The sequence below is a fragment of the Pedobacter petrophilus genome (genome assembly GCF_009674725.1).
In the GTDB taxonomy this organism is placed as follows: domain Bacteria; phylum Bacteroidota; class Bacteroidia; order Sphingobacteriales; family Sphingobacteriaceae; genus Pedobacter; species Pedobacter petrophilus.
In genome coordinates this window covers 1-21,819 of sequence record NZ_WKKH01000052.1, presented here as the reverse complement: position 1 = coordinate 21,819, position 21,819 = coordinate 1, and the positions used below count along the sequence as shown (strand labels likewise).

Annotated in this window: 14 protein-coding genes and 1 tRNA gene; 14 read left to right on the top strand and 1 reads right to left on the bottom strand. The window is 37.7% G+C overall.

Annotated features, from left to right (window positions below):
• Nucleotides 1–37: 37 nt before the first annotated feature.
• The 6 genes from GJU39_RS20325 (at nt 38) to GJU39_RS20300 (ending at nt 13,409) form a co-directional block, all read left to right on the top strand.
• On the top strand, nt 38–2,416 hold the full coding sequence (locus GJU39_RS20325) for an ABC transporter permease (RefSeq protein WP_154282837.1): 2,379 nt from the start codon (nt 38–40) through the stop codon (nt 2,414–2,416).
• A gap of 91 nt (nt 2,417–2,507) precedes the next feature.
• Nucleotides 2,508–4,889, top strand: a complete 2,382-nt coding sequence (locus GJU39_RS20320) for an ABC transporter permease (protein ID WP_154282836.1) — start codon at nt 2,508–2,510, stop codon at nt 4,887–4,889.
• Nucleotides 4,890–5,002: 113 nt separating this feature from the next.
• Complete coding sequence (locus tag GJU39_RS20315; protein WP_154282835.1) at nt 5,003–7,381, top strand: ABC transporter permease; 2,379 nt, start codon at nt 5,003–5,005, stop codon at nt 7,379–7,381.
• A gap of 85 nt (nt 7,382–7,466) precedes the next feature.
• Nucleotides 7,467–9,866 (top strand): ABC transporter permease, encoded by a 2,400-nt coding sequence (locus tag GJU39_RS20310; RefSeq protein WP_154282834.1) that lies wholly within the window; start codon nt 7,467–7,469, stop codon nt 9,864–9,866.
• 213 nt (nt 9,867–10,079) lie between these two features.
• The gene (locus GJU39_RS20305; protein ID WP_154282833.1) at nt 10,080–12,470 is read left to right on the top strand and encodes an ABC transporter permease; all 2,391 of its coding nucleotides are present in this window, start codon (nt 10,080–10,082) and stop codon (nt 12,468–12,470) included.
• 252 nt (nt 12,471–12,722) lie between these two features.
• On the top strand, nt 12,723–13,409 hold the full coding sequence (locus tag GJU39_RS20300; protein WP_154282832.1) for an ABC transporter ATP-binding protein: 687 nt from the start codon (nt 12,723–12,725) through the stop codon (nt 13,407–13,409).
• Here the strand turns inward: GJU39_RS20300 and GJU39_RS20295 are convergent.
• Nucleotides 13,406–14,506: an L-dopachrome tautomerase-related protein gene (locus GJU39_RS20295; RefSeq protein ID WP_154282831.1), complete on the bottom strand. Its 1,101-nt coding sequence runs from the start codon at nt 14,504–14,506 to the stop codon at nt 13,406–13,408. The genes GJU39_RS20300 and GJU39_RS20295 overlap by 4 nt on opposite strands.
• A gap of 142 nt (nt 14,507–14,648) precedes the next feature.
• Here GJU39_RS20295 and GJU39_RS20290 point away from each other — a divergent pair, with 142 nt between their 5' ends.
• The 8 genes from GJU39_RS20290 (at nt 14,649) to GJU39_RS20255 (ending at nt 21,103) form a co-directional block, all read left to right on the top strand.
• Nucleotides 14,649–15,446, top strand: a complete 798-nt coding sequence (locus GJU39_RS20290; protein WP_154282830.1) for an ABC transporter substrate-binding protein — start codon at nt 14,649–14,651, stop codon at nt 15,444–15,446.
• Nucleotides 15,447–15,507: 61 nt separating this feature from the next.
• Nucleotides 15,508–15,810: a hypothetical protein gene (locus tag GJU39_RS20285; protein WP_154282829.1), complete on the top strand. Its 303-nt coding sequence runs from the start codon at nt 15,508–15,510 to the stop codon at nt 15,808–15,810.
• Nucleotides 15,811–16,126: 316 nt separating this feature from the next.
• Nucleotides 16,127–16,208, top strand: a tRNA-Leu gene (locus tag GJU39_RS20280).
• Between the two features lie 138 nt (nt 16,209–16,346).
• The gene (gene tig, locus GJU39_RS20275; RefSeq protein WP_154282828.1) at nt 16,347–17,696 is read left to right on the top strand and encodes a trigger factor; all 1,350 of its coding nucleotides are present in this window, start codon (nt 16,347–16,349) and stop codon (nt 17,694–17,696) included.
• Nucleotides 17,697–17,802: 106 nt separating this feature from the next.
• Nucleotides 17,803–18,165 carry a four helix bundle protein gene (locus tag GJU39_RS20270; protein WP_154282827.1) on the top strand — a complete coding sequence of 121 codons (363 nt, stop codon included), beginning with the start codon at nt 17,803–17,805 and terminating at the stop codon, nt 18,163–18,165.
• Nucleotides 18,166–18,225: 60 nt separating this feature from the next.
• Entirely contained in the window at nt 18,226–18,933 is a 708-nt protein-coding gene (gene clpP, locus GJU39_RS20265) for an ATP-dependent Clp endopeptidase proteolytic subunit ClpP (RefSeq protein ID WP_154282826.1), read from the top strand.
• The gene (gene clpX, locus GJU39_RS20260; protein ID WP_154282825.1) at nt 18,917–20,155 is read left to right on the top strand and encodes an ATP-dependent Clp protease ATP-binding subunit ClpX; all 1,239 of its coding nucleotides are present in this window, start codon (nt 18,917–18,919) and stop codon (nt 20,153–20,155) included. The genes clpP and clpX overlap by 17 nt, the downstream gene beginning before the upstream one ends.
• Before the next feature lie 84 nt (nt 20,156–20,239).
• Complete coding sequence (locus GJU39_RS20255; protein ID WP_209437693.1) at nt 20,240–21,103, top strand: AMP nucleosidase; 864 nt, start codon at nt 20,240–20,242, stop codon at nt 21,101–21,103.
• The last annotated feature ends 716 nt before the right edge of the window (nt 21,104–21,819 follow it).

Genomic DNA, 21,819 nt, shown 5'->3' with positions numbered 1-21,819 from the left:
CTTATAACTTAAAACTTACCACGTAAAACTCAACAATATGTTCAAACTCAACTTAAAAATCGCTTTGCGCAACCTTTGGAGAAACCGGGGAATAACGGCCATAAACGTTGGTGGTTTGGCTATAGCTTTGGCTGCTTTTGTTTTAGTCGCCATGTATTTCAGTTATGAAACCAGCTATGATCAAACGAATCCAAACTACAGCAACATTTATGTAGTAGGACGAATAGAACCTGATTTCAAGACAAATTATACATCTCCGCCGCTGGCAAAAGCGATTAAACAAAATTTTCCTGAGGTAGAAAATGCTGGAATAACCAAATTAAACCGGTCATGGGAGCTGGCTATTAAGCATGGTAAAAACGCGATTTTTACGAAGAACATTTTGCAGGCTGATTACAATGCGGCTAAAATTTTAAATATCAATCCAATTGGTGGTCTCTTGAAGCCATCTGGTGAAGTTGAACGATTGAGTTATTTGAGTGTCGAAAATATCCAGACGTTGTTTCCCGGTAAGAGAGATAACAAACCCGAAATGGTAAGCTATGGATCGACTAATTCGGGGATAACAGGAATAATTGCAGGCGCTATTGTTAATAATGTCCATTCAAATTTTAGCTTCGACGGGGTTTCTATTGGCAATGAAATTGGTAAAGGCGAAAGCTACGGCTATAATAATTACAATACCTATATCCAGGTGAAGCCAGGAACAGATGTAGCAAACCTTGAAGAGAAAATTACAAATTTATATAGAGCAGAGTTATTAAAAGGAGAAACTGACCAGAAAGCAATTGCAGAAATTAAAAGTGTATCTACTTTTTTAGACCCTTTGGCAAATCAGCATTTAAGGCCTAAGGCAGGCAATGATACACCCTATAAAATATTAGTTGCGCTGTCTGTTTTAGGCGTTTTAATATTGATAATTGCCTGTATCAATTTCACTAACCTCAGTATTGCGCAAGCTACCAAAAGAGCAAAAGAGGTAGGAATAAAAAAAGTAATGGGGGCTTATCGTCTTCAGCTAACTGTGCAATTTCTGACGGAAATATTTATCCAGTGTTTAATAGCCACCGTTGTAGCGCTGGTGTTCGCTGAATCCGCATTGCCGTATTTTAATAATTTATTTCAGGTTAAACTGGCAATCTGGCATGCCGGAAACGGTTTGTTTTGGCAATTGCCTTTGGTTTTGTGCCTTATTACTGTTGTTGCGGGGATTTATCCTGCATTAGTGCTTTCCGGATTTAAGCCTGCGCTGGTGCTAAAAGGGAACTTCTCAACAAGCAAACAAAGCTCGTGGTTGCGAAACGGACTCCTGGTATTTCAGTTTAGTATTGCCGTGATTTTTATTATTGGGTTAATCATGATTAATTCACAATTAAAATACATGCGGAGCGAAGATTTAGGCTTTTCGCCCAATCAGGTTATTTTTGTTAAAAATATTGCGGATTTCAACAAACCAGAGAAGTTCGAACCCTTAAGAAACAAGATGCTTAACATTCCGGGCGTAAAATCGGCAACTGTTGCTACCGATGTGCCCGATGGATCTGAAAGTGGCTCAAATAGTTATAGCTTCGAAGGTCAGCAGAAAAGCCTCGATTTTGTTGATGTAGATTTTGATTACTTCGAAACCTTAAACATCAAGCTGAAAGAAGGTCGTTTTTTTTCGAAAACTTTTACTGCTGATACCGCAAATGCCGCGGTAATTAATGAAAGCGCTGCCGCAAAATACGGGATGAAAAATCCTGTAGGTAAAATAATAAGAGGTTGTGGAATCGACTATAAAATTGTAGGCATTGCTCAAGACTTTAAAGCTCAGGGATTTGAAAGTGCCATTCAGCCTACAATTTATTCCATCAAAAACCCTTGTGGAAATGCAAAAACGCAGGTTATGCTCAAAATTGAGGAAGCGAAAATGACTGATGCTTTGGCTGCCTTAAAATCGCAGTGGCCAAAAATCAATGTTTTAGATGGAGAGGATTTTCGGTATGAATTTTTGGATGAACTTTATGGCAAGCTTTTTAAAAAACAAGAACAATTGCAATCTGTATTTTTTGCTGCAGCACTACTAACCATTTTCATCGCTATTCTGGGCTTGTTCGCTTTCGCAAAATACATCACCAATGGCAGAATTAAAGAAATCGCAGTGCGAAAAATTTTAGGTGCAAGCAATGTGCAAATTTTCAAATTGATAAATAGTTCATTTTTAGTAATGGTGCTGGTTGCCAATATTATTTCCGGGCCGATTGCCTATATACTCATAAAATTATGGCTGGACACATTTGCTTATAGAATTAGTTTATCTGCCCTGCCATTTATTGTGAGTGCTTTAATTACCATTTTATTAACCCTAATAACCGTAAGTATCCAGGCAAATAAAGCCGTAAAAGCTAATCCGGTTGATGCACTTAAATATGAATAAAAAAAGGTGGGAAGGCGGAAGGTAATAAGGTGAAAGGTTTAAATGCCCAAGCCCTCAACCCTTTACCTTTCAACCCTCAACCTTAAAAAATATGTTCAAATTAAACTTAAAAATCGCCTTGCGGAACCTTTGGAGAAATAAGGGCTTTACCTTAATTAATTTGGGTGGATTAGCTATTGGTATGGCTTGTTGTTTGATGCTGTTGTTGTACGTAAATTATGAGCGGAGTTACGACCAGCAGTTTAAAAAGTTAGATCAGATTTACCTTGCCAAGCTGAAATTAAAAGTAAATGGGGAGGTGATCACCACCGGTGCCGTTCCTTATAAACTGGCCAAAGCTGTTTTGGAAGAAATTCCGGGGATTAAAAATGCAGCCAGGTTATACTCGCTAAACGGGCAAAAATTATTCAGTCATAAACAAAATAAATTTAAGCTGAATTCCTATTTTGTAGATCCGTCTTTTATCAATATTTTAAATTATAAATTTCTTTATGGCAATTCAGCCAACGCACTCAATGAACCGGGCTCAGTTTTAATTACCTCCGCTACGGCCAAAAAACTATTTGGCAGTGAAAATGTTGTCGGGCAAAGCATCAAATGGGATAATCGCAAAGTGCTGAAAGTGTCGGCTGTAATTGAGGATTTGCCAAAAAATCAAACCATACAGTTCGATGTTCTGCAGCCCTGGGCTTTTTTAGAACAAATAAATCCTGAGATTCCTGCTACTGGTTGGGGAAGTATTGATTGTAGTACGATATTTCAATTAAAGGATAACGTGTTCCTTAAAGATGTGAATGACCGATTGAAAGATTTCATCGTTGCCAAAAATCCTGAGATCAAATCCTATGTATATGAACCATTCCTTTTCCCTTTAAGTAAAACACACCTTTGGGATGAATTCAAGAACGGTAAAGTTGTTGGTGGCAGAATCGATCAGGTGCGTCTATTTACATTTTTGGGTCTTTGTGTGTTACTTATCGCCTGCATCAACTACATGAATTTATCTACGGCCCGATCTGAAAAACGGGCAAGAGAAGTAGGCGTTAAGAAGGCATTGGGATCGGCAAGAAGTACACTTATGGGGCAGTTTCTTTTAGAATCGATTATCCTTGCCTTTGTGGCCGTGCTTGTTGCATTTGTATTACTGGAAGTATTTTTGCCCTATTTTAATAACCTGCTTGATATCAAAATATTTATAGATTATAGTTCCTATACGTTCTGGATTGTATTAGTTGGCCTGGCACTTATCACCGGTTTTTTAGCTGGGAGTTACCCCGCATTCTATCTCTCGTCATTTATTCCCGTTAAGGTGCTTAAGGGTTTTAAAGGAAGTACAGGTTCATTAAGCATTAGGCGGGTATTGGTTATTTTTCAGTTTAGCCTTTCCATTTGCATGATCATTTCGGCCATTGTGGTATACCGTCAGATACAATATCTTAAAAATAAGCCCCTGGGTTTCGACCAAAATTTTATGGTTCAACTGGATCTGGAAGGCGAGTTGAAGAACCATTCACGGCTGCAGGCTTTCAAAGATAATTTAATCAGGAACGGTGCTGTAGTTTCTGCATCTGAGTTTGCAAGCAATTTTACAGGAGGTGGCTCAATTACAGGTAATTTAAGCTGGCCCGGCAAGGCAGCAGACGATAATGCTATTATCAACTACCGGAGTACTGGCTTCAATTATATTAAAACGATTGGAACCAAAGTAATTGCCGGAAGGGATTTATCAAAAGAGTTTCCTGCAGATACCATTACATCAGTGTTATTAAATGAAACTGCCGTAAAACGGATGGGGCTTAAAAATCCGGTAGGCACGATTTTGTCTTGGGGAGATAATCCACCCTTAACGGTAGTGGGTGTTGTACAAGATTATTTTAATGAAAGTTTCGGTAAAATTGTTGAGCCTACCATCTTTTATTATAATGTTAACAAAAGTTCTGTTTTACTGCTGCGGCTGAATCCCAATCAATCTTTGAGTAGTTCTATTCAAGCCATAAAAAATAGCAGTGAGGAATTTAATCCTGCTTATCCGCCGCAACTCACCTTTGTGAATGATGGAATGAAGGAAAAATTACAAAGTGAAAAATTATTAAGCGTGCTTTCCAACATCTTTGGAGGTTTTGCCATCTTTATTTCCTGCCTTGGCTTACTTGGGTTAGCGTTGTATATGGCAGAGCAACGAAGCAAAGAGGTCAGTATCAGGAAGGTTTTAGGCGCTAACCTGTCGGATATCCTCATTCTGCTCAATAAAGATTTTATGAAACTGGTGATCATTTCAAATGTAATCGCGATTCCTGTAGCTTACTTTTTAGTGAACCATTGGCTGCAAAAGTACGATTACAAGATCGCTATCGATCCGTGGCCATTTGCATTAGCACTATTGGCATCTGTAATTATTGCCGTATTAACGGTGAGCCTCCAAACTTTTAAAGTAGCGAAAGCAAACGCCGTTGATGCACTTAAATATGAATAAAGCTGAAAGCTATAAGGCTAAAGCTTAAAGCGATTTGCATGATGCTTTAGTCTTTCTGCTTTTCGCTTTCAGCTCTTGATACCTGATACTCACTACCCTCAACCTTAAAAAATATGTTCAAACTCAACTTAAAAATCGCCTTGCGAAACCTTTGGAAGAATAAAACTTCTTCTTTCATTAACTTAATTGGTTTAGCCATTGGCCTGGCAGCCTGTTTAATGTTGTTGTTATATGTTTCTTACGAGCTGAATTTTGATAAGCAGGCTAAGAATTCTGAAAATGTTTATATAGCCATGACGAATGTACCAGGAGAGGGCAATAAAATTGCAGGAACATTTAATGGTACTACAACCGCATTAGGTCCGCTTTTAAAACAGAATTTGCCAGAGGCGAAATATGTTGCCCGAATGGACTATGGTAAGAAAAGTCTCATTGCAAACGGGCAAAACAGTTATAAAAAAGATTCAAAGTTTGCAGAACCTGATATTCTTAAAATGTACGATTATCAGTTTGTTTATGGCGATCCAAAAACAGCTTTGAATAATCCACTTTCGGTTATTCTTACGGAGAGCACTGCGAAAACACTATTTGGTAAGACTGATGTTTTGAATCAATCGGTTCGATACCAGGACATGGAAAACCTGACTATCACTGGTGTAATTAAAGATCTGCCCGAAAATAGTTCCAATCGTTTCGATTTTTTAATGCCCTGGTCTTTTTATGGGATAGTTGATGCCAGTGCAAAAGATTTGAACTGGAACAATTACAGTTTTGTAACCATGGTTACACTTAACCCAGATGTAAATATTGACTTGGTAAACAAAAAAGTAGAGGCCTTAGTAAAGGCTAGTACCCCACAAAATGGACAGTCGCAGCCACATTTTTTATATAAAGCGAGCAAGCTGCATCTATTTGGTAAATTTGAAAATGGTAAGAGTGTAGGCGGCGATATAGAGCAAATCTGGCTCTTTATGGGCTTGGCATTTGGTATTTTATTAATTGCCTGTATCAACTTTATGAACATGGCTACTGCCAAATCAGAAAAACGGGCAAAGGAAGTTGGAATAAAAAAAACGATTGGTGCAAACCGTACCTCGTTGATCCTACAGTTTTTAACAGAATCTATGGTGCTTACCATTATAGCTGTTGTTTTGGCTATTGCGTTGTTAGAGCTTATGCTACCTGCATTTAACCAATTGTTAAATATTAATCTGGATATTTCATATTTCAATACCGTAAGCTGGGTTGGCATATTAGGGATTGTAATTGCTACAGGCTTAATTGCAGGTAGTTATCCGGCATTTTATTTATCCTCTTTCAATCCCATTCAAACACTAAAAAGAAGAATCAGTTCGAAAGGATTTTTAAATGTAAGCTTAAGGCAAGTACTTGTTGTAGGACAGTTTTGTTTTGCCATCATCCTCATTATCTCAACGCTGGTGATCTATCGGCAAATCCAGTACATTAAAAATAAGCCAGTCGGTTTTGATGTAAATGCTTTGGTAGAAATCCCTCAGGATGGTGAATTAAAAACTAAATTCGATTTGTTTAAAACTGAAATGCTAAAATCCGGTGCGGTAACGTCGATGTACCAATCATCGGTTAGCCTTTCTCATCGCGGGCGTAATTTTATGGATGTTAAGTGGGAGGGAATGATTAACCCAATAAATACAGTGATGTTTAATCAGGTAGCCACTTCTTACGATTTCATCAAAACAAATGGCATAAAATTATTAAAAGGAAGAGATTTTTCGAAGAATTTTGCTTCAGATACCAGTGCGGTTATGGTTAGTGCCTCGGCTGCTAAAGTGTTTGGCTACAAGGAACCAATTGGCAAGAAAATAAGTATTTTCGGTACAAATGCATATATAATTGGTGTTTTTGATGATTACGTTTGGGATTCGCCATACAAATCAAATAATCCGCAAGTGGTTTATTTAACCTCGGGACAAACCGGTGCAATTACCATGCGCCTTAATAAGGCTAATAATTTACAAAGTAATATCAAAACCATCAGCAAAATTGCAAAGGCTTTTAATCCGGCATATCCAGTCGAAATTACATTTGTAAACGCTTTGTATCAGGAAAAATATAAATCAGAAAAAACGCTCGGTATTCTTTCAAACCTTTTCGGCGGACTGGCCATTTTCGTGTCGTGCTTAGGCCTATTCGGTTTGGTTGCTTACAGTGCGGAGCAGCGTACAAAAGAATTTGGTGTTCGTAAAGTGTTAGGGGCATCTGTGGCAAATCTGATGCAGTTATTGTCGTTATCTTTTATTAAAATGATTACCATAGCCATCGTAATTGCCATTCCGATCAGTTATTATGCAATGGGCAAATGGCTGAATAATTTTGAATTTCATACCAATATTAGCTGGTGGATTATGCCTTTGGCTGCCCTTGGAACTTTAATGATGGCATTGCTTACTGTAAGTTTTCAAGCCTATAAAACGGCAACATCAAACCCTGTAGATGCATTGAAATATGAATAAAAAAGGTGGGAAGGTAATAAGGTGAACGGTTTAAACGCCCAAGCCTTCAACCCTTTACCTTTCAACCCTAAACCTTTAAAAAAAAATGTTCAAACTCAACTTAAAAATAGCATGGCGAAACCTTTGGAAAAACAAGGGCTATACGCTAATTAATGTTCTTGGTTTATCCATTGGGATGGCAAGCTGTATTTTAATTTTCATTTTTATCCGTTATCAAATAAGTTTTGATGAGGGCTTTAAAAATGAAGATAGAATTTATCGTATAACCACCAACTGGACTTCTGCAGATGGATTTTTTGAATCGCAGGGTGTACCAAAACCAGCACCAGCTGCATTACGAAATGATTTTAAAAACCAGATCGAAAAAGTTGGAGCCATTTGCCAAGATGGAGGAATTATTAAAGTTAAAGATGATGCTGGCAAGGAAAAGATTAAAACCATGGAGGACATTTTTTATGCTGAACCTGAGTTTTTTCAAATCATGAGTTTTGAATGGTTGCAAGGAAATCCGGTGCAATCACTAAGCCAGCCAAATACCGTTGTTTTATCGAAAGACATGGCTACTAAACTGTTTGGAGATTGGAATAAAGCAGTTGGTAGAACTATCAATTATCAAAACAGAGAAGATTTTACCGTTACGGGTATTCTTCAAGAAATGCCCGAAAACAGTTCATTTCCATTGAATATCGTAGTTTCTTACCAAACCTTTAAAAACCATAGGAATGAGAAATTTGATAATTGGGGTAATGTTTCTTCTAGTGATGAGTGTTATTTTCTTTTAAAGGATGGTGTTTCAATTGATGAAGTTCGCGGTGCTTTGCCGAAGTTTTCAGAGAAATACTTCGAAAAGGATGCCATATCTAAACAAGAAATTAATGCTCAGGCATTAAGCGAAATCCATTATAATGAAAATCTTGGAAATTTTTCAAATGACGTGATGCCTAAGAAAGAGCTTTATGGCTTGGGTATCATTGGTGCTTTTTTAATGCTAACGGCTTGTATCAATTTTATCAATCTGGCTACTGCACAAGCCGTAAGCAGGAGTAAGGAGGTAGGCGTTCGCAAGGTGATGGGCAGTTTAAGAAAGCAATTAATTTTTCAGTTTCTTACCGAAACTTTAACGATTAGTGTATTTGCCTTGCTTGTTGCCTGCGTTTTAACTGAAGTTGCATTACCGGGCATGAAAAGTTTATTTCATGATAATATTTCTTTCAGTATCACCAGTCATCCAGTTATCCTGGTATTTATGATTGGTTTGGTCTTAATTGTAAGTTTTCTTGCAGGTTTTTATCCGGCAATGGTGATGTCGGGTTTTAGTCCGGCTTTGGCCATTAAAAATAAAATAACCGCTAATGCCGGTGGTTTAAGTTTGCGCAAAATTTTGGTGGTAGTTCAGTTCTCTATTACAGTAATTTTAATTATTGGTACGTTGGTAGTGTTGAGGCAAATGAATTATATGAGAGAAAAGCCGTTGGGTTTTAACCCATCAGCAATAGCGATGGTTGGTGTTCGGAATGATAGCTTAAGTTTAATGAAATATCAGATTCTGCAAGACAGGTTTTCAAAAATTCCTGGTGTTTTAACAACGAGCTTTTGCAGAAATGGACCATCATCGAGTAACAATAACGAAAGTAATTTCAGGTATGACGGGTCGGAAAAAGCTAATTTCCAGGTTAATACGAAAATTGCTGATGAATATTATTTCAAGACTTTCGGCTTAAAATTTGTCGCTGGTAAAGGTTTTTCTAAAAGTGATACCATTAAAGAAGTTGTGGTTAATGAAACTACCTTAAAAAAATTAAACGTGGTTGATTTTAATGATGCTTTAGGTAAAAAAATCAAGATCTTTGGTAAAGAAGCAACTTTAGTTGGCGTTGTAAAAGACTTTAATAATTTAAGTTTACATGAGCCAATTTCGCCGGTACTCATTACGTCAATAAAAGAAAATTATCAAAATATTGCGGTTAAAATGGACAGCAAACAGATTTTATCTATTATGCCACAAATAGAAAAAATCTGGAACGATACTTATCCTGAAAATTTTTATCAGGCCTCCTTTGTTGAAGATGATATTAGCCAATATTATGAAACGGAAAGGGTAATGGGAGTCCTGTTTAAGGTGTTTGCCGGCGTAATTATCTTCATCTCCTTTATCGGCTTGTTCGGGTTGATTTCTTTTGTAGCCACTCAACGAACCAAGGAAGTTGCCATTAGAAAGGTGTTGGGTGCATCTACAATCGAGCTGGTAAAAATGCTTAACGGCTCATTTTTGTTAATGGTATTTATCGCAAACGTAATTGCCTGGCCATTGGCATATTTATTTGTGTCTAAATGGCTATCTGGTTTTACGTATCGGATTGAGGTGAGCATTTGGCCGTTTGCATTAGCCATGATTATTTCCATGCTCATTACGTTGATCACGGTGAGTTTCCGCTCGCTGAAAGCCGTACGGGCGAACACAATTGACGCACTTAAATACGAATAAGGTAGAAGGGATGAAGGTGGAGGGTAAAAGGTATAGGGCGTAAGGTTAAAGAGCCGGAAGCTTAAAGACTAAAGCGAAAAGCCAGGTGTCTTAATACTAAAAAAATAAAATAATTTTTTACAGCGAAAAACGCCTAACCTTCTAAGCCCCTAACCTATAACCTTTAATAGCCCACATTACCAGACTTGATACTAACTACCTGATACTGTAAAAATGTTCAAACTCAACCTTAAAATCGCATTGCGTAACCTGTGGAAAAACAAAGGCTATACTTTTATTAATGTAATCGGTCTTTCTATAGGGATGGCAAGTTGCATTCTCATTTTTTTATTTATCCGCTACCAGTTAAGTTTTGATGAAGGTTTTAAAAACGAAAATCGGATTTACCGCATGGTTACCGATTGGAAATACGATGCCTTTGATGATTATTCTAACGGCGTATCAATACCTGCCGTAAATGTGGTTAAAAATGAAATTGTTGGCCTTGAAAAAACTGCTGCAATTTTTAGAAGGTGGAGTATTATTCGTGTTAGAGATGAGGCAGGGAAAGATTTAATAAAAAACGATGAGACCATTTATTATTCAGAACCGGATTTTTTTGAGATTTTTGGTGCAAAATGGTTATTTGGAAATTCATACGAAGCGCTTAGCCAACCCAATACGGCTGCATTGTCAGAAACTTCGGCTAAAAAGTACTTTGGTAATGTGCGAAATGCAATGGGCAAAAGCATAACAATGGGTAATAAAACATTGCTTAAAGTTACCGGAGTTTTTAAGGATATGCCAAAAAACAGTAGCTTTCCTTTAAATGTTGTGGTTAGTTATCAAACTTTTCCTGATAAGGCCGATGATTGTTGGGACTGCGTAAGTTCTGGTAATGAGTTATATGTATTGTTAAAAGATGGCTTAAAAGCTGAAGATATTACGGCTTCATTAGCTCAATTTAATAAAAATAATTATGCTGATAGAAAGGTTGCTGGCAATCAGCGCATCGAGATTGAAGCTTTAAGAGCTATTCATTTTAGCGAACATTACGATAATTTCTCTTATCAAAACATTGGTAAAACGCAGCTTTATGGTTTAGCTATCATTGCATTATTTCTAATCGTTACGGCCTGCATCAATTTTATTAATTTAAGTACAGCCCAGGCTATAAATAGGGCTAAAGAAGTTGGCGTAAGAAAAGTAATGGGAGGTATGCGAAAGCAGTTGGTCATGCAGTTTTTAAGTGAAACCTTTATCGTTACGCTTGTAGCAATGCTCATTGCCTGTGTTTTGGCAGAACTTTGTATTCCTCAATTCCAAAATCTTTTTAAAGGACAATTAGAACTAGGTCTATTTCAGCATCCCGTTATATTTATCTTTATGATTTTGTTGGTCTTATTTGTTGGGTTTTTAGCCGGCTTTTATCCATCAATGATCATGTCTGGTTTTAACCCGGCACTGGCCATTAAAAATAAGGTAGCGCTAAATAATGGGGGTTTAAGTTTGCGTAAAATATTGGTTGTTGTGCAGTTCGCAATTTCTATCATTCTAATTATTAGTACCATCGTTGTAATGCGCCAAATGGAATTTGTACAACAAAAACCACTTGGATTTAATTCTAGTGAGGTGATGATGGTTGCCTTACCAAATGATAGTCTCAATAGGCTCAAACACGAAAATTTTAAACAAAGACTCTTAAGTATACCTGGCGTAAAAATGGTTAGTTTTTGCCAAAACCCTCCTTTGTCGCCAAATATAAATTCATCAGATTTTACTTTTAATGGCATAAAAAATAAAGATTTCGAGGTAAGGAGGATGCAGGCAGATGAAGATTACTACGCACTATTCGATTTAAAATTAATAGCTGGAAAGTTATTTGCTAAGGGTGATAAGGGAAAGGGCTATGTGGTTAATGAAACTTTTATAAAGAAAGTTCATATCAATAATCCGCAAGATGCGATTGGTAAAGTAATCAATTCTAATGGAGAAAATATTCCTATAATCGGGGTAATTAAAGATTTTAACGACCTCTCGCTCAAAGAAAAGATATCTGGACTAACCATTACTACTGGAAAAAATAATTATTGGAGGGCGGCAATAAAGTTAGATGCCAAACAGGTTTTTGTGGCAGATAAAAAAGTAGAGGAGTTGTGGAATAGGATGTTTCCTTCTCATATTTACAGCTCAACTTTTGTAAATGAGGATATAAACGGACAGTATGAAACAGAAAAGATCATGGGCGTTTTGTTCAAAGTATTTGCTGGCGTAATTATTTTCATTTCCTTTATCGGTTTATTCGGTTTGATATCTTTCGTGGCCACGCAACGCACCAAGGAAATGGCCATTAGAAAAGTATTAGGCGCAAGCACTTTCGAATTGGTTAAAATGCTGAATGGCTCGTTTTTAATGATGGTTTTTATCGCAAATATTATAGCCTGGCCCATTGCTTACCTCTTTGTAAACGGTTGGCTTAATGGTTTCGCCTATAGAATGGAATTAAGTGTTTGGCCTTTCATTTTGGCGATGTGCATCACCATGATCATTACCATGTTAACCGTAAGCATTCGCTCTTATAAAGCAGCTGTTACCAATGCTGTAGATGCACTAAAATATGAATAAAGGCGGAAGGTATGAAGGTGGAGGGTAAAAGGTGTGAAGTGTAAAGGCCGAAAGCTTAAAGACTAAAGCGAAAAGCGAGGTGTCTTTTATACTTGATACTGAAAAAATAAAGTCAATCGTTTACAGCGAAAAATACCTAACCTTCTAACCCCTAACCCCCTAACCTTTTAATAACCCGTATTGCCAGCCTTGATACTTAATACTAAATACTCGATACCCAATACCCATTACTAACTACTAGATACTACAAAAATGATCGAACTAAAAAACATAGAAAAATACTATTCAAGCAAAGGCATAAAACATTACGTTTTGCGTCATGTCACTACAACCATTAAACAAGGCGAATTTGTGTCGATAATGGGACCATCCGGTGCCGGAAAGTCTACTTTACTCAATATTCTGGGAATGCTGGAAGAACCCACATACGGTACTTATGAATTTTTGGGCGAAGATGTAACTACACTTAAAGAACGGAAGCGTATCGAACTTTACCGCAACCACATCGGCTTCGTGTTCCAGGCCTACCACTTAATTGATGAAATGACTGTCTACGAAAACATAGAAGCACCTTTACTTTATAAAAAAGTTGCAGGTGCAGAAAGGGCCAGCAGGATTGCTGATTTATTGGATCGGTTTAATATTGTAGCCAAGAAAGACTTGTTTCCGAATCAACTCTCCGGCGGACAGCAGCAATTGGTAGGCATTGCCCGGGCTTTGGCCGCCCAGCCCTCAATAATTTTGGCTGATGAACCTACCGGCAACCTTCAATCTGCTCAAGCTGAACAAATTATGGAGTTATTTAAAAAGCTAAATGTAGAAGAAGGAATTACCATCGTTCAGGTTACACATTCTGAAAAAAATGCGCAATATGGCAGTCGCATTTTAAACATTGCCGATGGCGTTGTAAAAGACGATATCACAGTGGCATCCGTTTAAGGCAATTTCACTTTATAAATCCGGTAGGGGTAGTCTGTTCTATCCTTACCCTTATTGTATTTCGCTTGTCTGTTCAGCTGAGAGCAACTCAGGTATAAACAGCCATCATCGCCTATGCCGAAAGAATCTGGCCAGCTCAGTCTTTTATCCGTTACCAGAGTATGCATTTTACCATCACTACTTACATATTTAATTGAATAATCTGGCGATGAACTTAAATAAATGTTTCCGTTTTTATCAGCGATCATTCCATGGCATATGCCAGTTTCAGCTACCATCTCAACTTTCTGAGCCAATTCGGTATGGTTTAGTTTTTTATCGGCTAAAAATTGTGTTGCAATTCTATATAGTTTAGTCTGGTTGATGGCCCTGAAGTAGAAATATTTATTGTCTTTAGTTAACGCAATTCCGTTCACATTTGAACTGAAAGGCTTGCCTGCATCATCAATAACATCCTTTTCATCCAGGTGAAGGATAAAGTTTGGATCTGCAACAGTTGATTTATCTTTTTGAAGCACAACTCTGGATTTTCCGGTTTTCAAATCCAATACCACAATCGCACTTAAACCAGGGTCTGATAGATATGCGAGTTGTTTATCATGATCAACAACTACATCGTTCAGGGCGCTTTTATCTTTTGCTAAACCGTCGAAATGGTAAACGTTTATAACTTTATTGTTGGTGAGATTGATTTGTAGTAATTTAAATTGACCTTCCTTCTTTTGCGTCTGATTGCCCCCAAAAATTGAAGCACCTCCCGCAGGCCTGGAATCCAGCACCCAAAGAAAATTCTGGTCATCGGCATACAAATCCTGTACGTTCACAAAATGGTTTTTGGTATTAATTGTATCAACCTTATTCCATTCCTGATCTGGAAATGGCTTTCTTTGTCCGTTTACTATTTCTGTCAACCCGTATAAATAAGGCTCGCGTTTTGGAAAGGAGACAAACAAACGGTTGCTTTTAGCGGAAACGGTTACGCCGATGGGCTGGTTTTTGCCGAACGATACAACCTCTATTAATTCAGGCTGTTGTGCGCTAACCATAGCATTAAAAAAGGGGAGGGTGGCCAGAATTAAAAAGATCTGTTTTTTCATAAAATTAAAGGTTTTATTGAAATTAACTTCAAATTGACCTTGAATGTTTTGCGGTATTGATCGCGAGATTTAAAGTTGACATCCAGATTAAGCTTTTGAAATTCGTTTATGGTTTTCCTTTGCTTAGAATTATCTTTGCTGCATGCAAAAATCTTTTACCGATCAAATGGGGCGGGAGGTCATTTTCAATTTTCCTCCGAAAAGAATTATCTCACTGGTGCCCTCTCAAACTGAATTACTTTTTGATTTGGGTTTAGATAAAGAGATTATTGGGCTAACGAAATTTTGCATTCATCCTATTGAAAAATTTGCCGAGCGCACCAAAGTTGGCGGAACTAAAAAGCTCAACATTGATTTGATAAAAGACTTAAAGCCAGATTTGATTATCGGGAATAAGGAAGAAAACACGCAGCGTGACATCGAAGAACTTGCAGAAGATTTCCCCGTTTGGATGAGCGATATTCTTACATTAGAAGATGCTAAAAACGCGATCTTCCAGATAGGCGAACTTGTAGACCGTGAGCCTGAAGCGGGCTATCTTAACCACCTGATTTCTGCAGGCTTTAACGATCTGCAAACACTGGCTCTACAAAACAAAATCGATAAAAAAGTAGCTTACCTCATCTGGCGGAAGCCCTATATGGCTGCCGGTAAAAACACGTTCATCGATGATATTTTGCTCCTCAACGGGATGATGAATGTTGTTCAGCAAGATCGATATCCTCAGATAACACTGGAAAAACTGAAAACTTTGAATTGTGAACTGATCCTGCTTTCCTCAGAGCCTTATCCCTTCGGTTCAAAGCATATTGAAGAAATACAAAGGGCTATCCCTAACGCCAAAATAATGCTCGTTGATGGAGAAATGTTTAGCTGGTATGGCAGCCGGCTGGTTAAAGCAGTACAGTATTTCTTTGAATTTCAGAAAGAACTTTATTAGTGAATTTCTACAGACTTTACATAAATTGTCGCATTATTTCAATCTACTTCGTTTTACTCATATGAAAAAATTAATTGTATTATCCTTATTTGTGGCCGTTTTTTCTGGCTGCACATCTTTTAAAGATTCGAACACGGCCAATAAGGCAACGGCAACCGGAACGATTCAAAAAATTGGTATGACCACCTTTCAATATGGAACACACCTGCTGAAAACAGAAAATAAAACCTATGCATTAAGAAGCGATGCCATTAATCTGGATGAGTATATGGATAAAAAGGTAACAGTGAAGGGTAAAAAAGTTAAGGGTTATCCGTTAGAGGGCGGACCTGAATTTTTGGATGTATACCTGATTAAATTCTAACAACTGATTCTGCTTCTGGTCTTAAACGCTTGCCGGGAATTTACGGTTTGATGGGCACACCAGGAGCAGGACTTTTTGTTTTTTAAACCCGATTGACGCAAAAGCCCCGGTTTTTCTGCCGGGCTTGGCGCAAAAAGCGGGACTGAAGAAACCGATGAGCACTGAAACTGCTTTTCTGATTGTTTTAAATAAAATTTTTCTCGCTCTAAATTAATGACTTAGCTTTTTTGACTAAAAATAATAGATAAAATAAGTTAGATACCTTTTGATTATTCAATCTTGTTTCTATCTTTGCAGTCCTTACAACATCCTAACTGCGGATGTGGCGTAATTGGTAGCCGCACCAGACTTAGGATCTGGCGCTTCACGGCGTGGGGGTTCGAGTCCCTTCATCCGCACTATAAATGAAGCCGTTTTGAGTTAAATCGAAACGGCTTCATTTTGTTTTAAAAACATTGATTAACAAAATTGATGTGGAATTAGTGAACTTGAAATAAGTCTCAGTTCTCACATCCTAATACTCATATCTGAAAAAAATGGATATTACACAGGAAAAAACCGGCAACTTAAATGCTGTTGTAAAAATCAAAATCGCACCTGCCGATTACAGTGCCAAAGTAGAAAAGGCAATCAAAGACCAGGCTAAAAAAGCACAGTTACCCGGCTTCCGTAAAGGAATGGTTCCGCCTGCCCACATTAAAAAAATGTATGGCAAAAGTATTTTGGTAGAAGAAGTGAACAACTTGTTAAACGATACTTTGTCTAATTACATTGCTGAAGAAAAATTAGAAATTTTAGGTCAGCCTTTACCTCAGTTAGAAAATGAGCGTGAGTTTAAATGGGATAATACAGATGAATTTGAATTTGATTACGAGCTGGGTTTAGCGCCTGCTTTTGATGTAAATATCTCTTCTAAGGATAAATTTACCGAATATGTAATCAAAGCTGATCAGGAAACTTTAGAAAGCCGGATCAAAAATATCCGTCGCAGTTATGGTAAAATGACTAACCCTGAAGTTTCTGCTGAAGGTGATGTGTTATATGCCGAATTAGTGCAGTTGGGTGCTGATGGTGCCGTTTTTGAAGGTGGAATTGCCAATACTGCTACATTACGTTTAGATTTAATTAAAGACGAGGAAATTTTGAAAACCTTAGTCGGTTTGAAAAAGGATGATGTAGTGACCGTTAATATTAAAAAAGCACTTGACGACCAGGCGGCGGTTGCAAAAGCATTAAATATTTCTGAAGAAGATGCTGCTGATTTGCAGTCTGACTTCCAGTTAACCGTAAAAAATGTAAATCGTTTAGAAGAGTCTGATTTGAACCAGGAATTCTATGATAAAATTTTCCCAGATGGTTCGGTAACTGACGAAGCTGCTTTCAGAGCTAAAATTACGGAAGAAGTGGAGGGAATGTTCAAACAAGATGCAGAGCGTAAATTATCAAACGATATTTATGAAGACCTTTTGAAAAAACATACTTTCGAATTGCCGGATGAATTTTTACGCCGTTGGTTAAAAGCAACAAACGAAAAATTAACTGACGAAGAATTGGCTGAAGGTTATGATGATTTCGCTAAAAACCTGAAATGGACTTTAATTGAAAATAAAATTATTAAAGACAATAGCATCGAAATTAAATATGAAGATGTGGTTCAGGCGGCTAAAGTGAAATTAGATGCGCAATTTAAAATGTACAGTCCAAGCCCGCTTCCTGAAGATCAACTGGCACAATATGCCGTTCAGTTCTTACAGGAAAAGGAAAATGCAAACCGTACTTTTGAAGAAGTTAAAGCATTAAAAACTTTCGAGCAAATCAAATCTATCGTTACTTTAGCGCAACAAGATATTGATTACGATAAGTTTATTGCATTGGATAAAGGGTAACGCGATAGGCGCTGGGCGATTGGCGTTTAAAAGACTGTTCAGGTGCCAATATTTCTAGTGCCAATGGTTAGTTTCTGCTTACGGGAAAAAATCTTTAAGTTTAGCTATGGCTCAATTTAAATTTCAATCGCTCGAGGTTTGGCAGTTGTCAATAGAAATAACCGATAAACTATTAGATATAGCTGACCGATTGTCAGTTGATAAAAAGTATAGATTTGCAGAGCAGCTCAATGGGGCTGCTCTTAGCATATCCAACAACATTGCAGAAGGCTCAGGCTCTGTTTCCAATAAGGAATTTGCTCATTATCTGAATATTGCGCATCGATCAGCATTTGAAAATGCAAACATTTTAGTGGTATTGGAAAGAAGAAAATATATTTCTGACACAGAACTGCTTTATTATCTGGAAGAATTAGATAAATTGGCACGGAAATTAACCAACTTCAGGAAATATTTATTAAAATTATAATCCGGTTTGGCTTCTCGTGACTCAACGCTTTACGCCAAACTCCAAACGCAAGATAAGATTATGAACATAGACCCACAAGAATTCAGAAAATTTGCCGTTAAACATCAGGGGATTGGCGGATTACACGTAGATAAATTTATTGCACAGGCGAATATGAACCCTCAGAGTATGACGCCATATATCATTGAAGAACGTCAGTTGAACGTTGCTCAAATGGACGTATTCTCGAGATTAATGATGGATCGTATTATCTTTCTGGGTGATGCAATTCACGATCAGAATGCAAACATCATCCAGGCGCAGTTATTGTTCTTACAATCCACTGATGCTGATAGAGACATTCAGATTTATATTAACTCACCAGGTGGTTCTGTGTATGCAGGATTGGGTATTTATGATACCATGCAGTATATTCAGCCAGATGTAGCTACAATTTGTACGGGTATAGCAGCATCAATGGGTGCAGTATTATTAGTGGCAGGTGCAAAAGGAAAACGTGCCGCATTACCTCATTCAAGAGTAATGATTCACCAGCCATCAGGAGGCGCACAAGGTGTGGCATCTGATATGGAGATCAACTTAAGAGAGATGTTGAAATTGAAAAAAGAATTATACGATATTATTTCAGAACACTCTGGTCAAACTTATGATTGGGTAGAGAAAGCTTCAGATCGCGATTACTGGATGACTGCCGATGAGGCAAAAGGGTTTGGTATGGTTGATGAAGTTTTATCGAGAAACGCGAAAAAAGATGGCGAAACAAAATAAAGAATCTCGTTGTTCATTCTGCCATTCTGGCAAGCATGAAACTTTAATGTTAATTGAAGGCATGGATGCATTTATCTGCGATAAATGTGTTACCCAAGCCAATCAATTGCTTGCCCAGGAGTTGGGTACGAAGAACACGAAAAATATTCAGGATGCGATTTCTTTGCTTAAACCCTTAGAAATTAAACAACACCTGGATCAATACGTAATTGGGCAGGATGATGCGAAGAAAGTTTTATCTGTAGCGGTATACAACCATTACAAACGTCTGAATCAGAAAGTTGATAAGGATGAGATTGAGATTGAAAAATCAAATATCATGTTGGTTGGCGAAACCGGAACAGGTAAAACACTTTTAGCTAAAACCATTGCCAAGATTTTGCATGTGCCTTTCTGTATTTGCGATGCAACAGTTTTAACCGAAGCGGGATACGTTGGTGAGGATGTGGAAAGTATTCTTACCCGTTTATTGCAAGCTGCAGATTATGATGTAGCTGCAGCAGAACGTGGAATTGTTTATATTGATGAGGTGGATAAAGTTGCCCGTAAGAGCGACAATCCATCTATTACACGTGATGTATCTGGCGAAGGTGTGCAACAGGCATTATTGAAAATTTTAGAAGGTACGGTTGTGAATGTTCCACCCCAGGGCGGACGTAAACACCCGGACCAGAAAATGATTCCGGTAAACACCAATAACATTTTATTTATTTGCGGTGGAGCGTTTGATGGTATCGAACGTAAAATTGCTAACCGTTTGCGTACACAGGCTGTAGGTTATAAAGTAAAGAAAGATGACACTGTTTTAGATCTTAAAAATCTTTATAAGTATATTACCCCACAGGATTTGAAATCTTTTGGATTAATTCCGGAATTGATTGGACGGATCCCGGTTCTTTCTCACTTAAATCCATTAGACAAAGAATCTTTACGTAATATCTTAACTGCGCCGAAAAACTCGTTGATTAAGCAATATGTTAAGCTTTTTGCTTATGAGGAAGTAGATTTGTTATTTGAAGATGATGTGCTGGATTTTATTGTTGATAAGGCAATGGAATATAAACTTGGGGCCCGTGGGTTGAGGTCGATATGCGAAGCGATTATGCTGGATGCAATGTTCGATACGCCAACTCAAACGGATGTCAAGGAGCTGCACATTAATCTCGATTATGCGATAGAGAAATTTGAAAAGGCCGACTTTAAAAAGTTGCAGGCCGCTTAAAAAAATCAAATCCTTCCCGAGCATCCGGGAGGGATTTTTTGTAAATATGCTAAGCACATGGTGCCGGCACTAAACCAAAGACATATGAATGAAGAAAAAGACGTTAAGAAACATGAGGCCATTGTAGAGAAATCGAAAAAAGTAAAAGAAGTAGAGAGTCCGGTTAAGTCTGGTCTGAAATCTAAAGACGAAATTGTTAAAAACTGGCTGCCAAGATATACTGGCCGTCCACTGGATCAATTTGGTGATTATATTTTGTTAACCAACTTCAGTAAATATGTGAGCATGTTTTCGGAATGGAATGACAATGCACCGATTATGGGTTTAGATAAACCGATGCAGAGTGTTACCGCAAACGGAATTACCATCATCAACTTCGGAATGGGAAGCCCGCTGGCAGCAACAATGATGGATCTGTTAACAGCAATTATGCCTAAAGCGGTGTTATTTTTAGGCAAATGTGGTGGTTTGAAGAAGAAGAACCAATTGGGCGATTTAATTTTACCTATTGCCGCAATCAGGGGAGAAGGAACATCAAATGATTATCTTCCTGCAGAAGTACCGGCTTTACCAGCATTTGCCCTGCAAAAAGCAATCTCCACCACTATTCGTGATCATGGCAGAGATTATTGGACAGGAACTTGTTACACCACCAACCGCAGGGTTTGGGAACATGATAAGGAATTCAAAAAGTATCTGAAAACCTTACGGGCAATGGCTGTAGATATGGAAACAGCAACTGTTTTTACCACTGCTTTCGCAAACAAAATTCCTGCAGGCGCTTTACTCCTGGTTTCAGATCAACCCATGATTCCTGAAGGTGTTAAAACCGCTGAAAGTGATAGTACTGTTACAGAGAAGTATGTAGAAACACATTTGCGGATTGGAATTGATTCATTGAAGCAATTGATTAATAATGGTTTAACCGTAAAGCATTTGTTGTTTTAGTCAGCATTTATTAATTATTATTGAATAGTAGGAGATCGGATATGCCGGTCTTTTTTTATGCTTAGGTAACAAGGTGCTGAATCAAGTTCAGCATGACGGCCGTTCATGGTAGGGGTGTTAGCGAGTGTTTCAGAACGGATCTCTGAATTCTAAAACATCGCATACGATTTAAAACGTTTTCTTCCTATCCAAGATATCTTCTTCTTATTCAATATATCGTCTTCCTGAACTTGTTTCAGGATCATTTAATATAATGATAACAGGTGTTGAATCAAGTTCAGCATGAAGGCCGTTCATGGTATGGATGTTAGCGAGTGTTTCAGAACGGATCTCTGAATTCTAAAACATCGCATACGATTTAAAACGTTTTCTTCCTATCCAAGATATCTCTTCTTCTTATTCAATATATCGTCTTCCTGAACTTGTTTCAGGATCATTTAACGTAATGATAACAGGTGCTGAATCAAGTTCAGCATGACGGCCGTTCATGGTATGGGTGTTAGCGAGTGTTTCAGAACGGATCTCTAAACTCTAAAATATTGCATACGATTTAAAACGTTTTCTTCTTATCCAACATATCGTCTTCCTGAACTTGTTTCAAGATCTTTAACTTAATGATAACAGGTGTTGAATCTAAGTTCAGGATGAACTGTGTTTAAATCCAAATAATAATTAAAATTTTTCCAAATAATATTTTGTTTTAGGAAGGTTGTAAC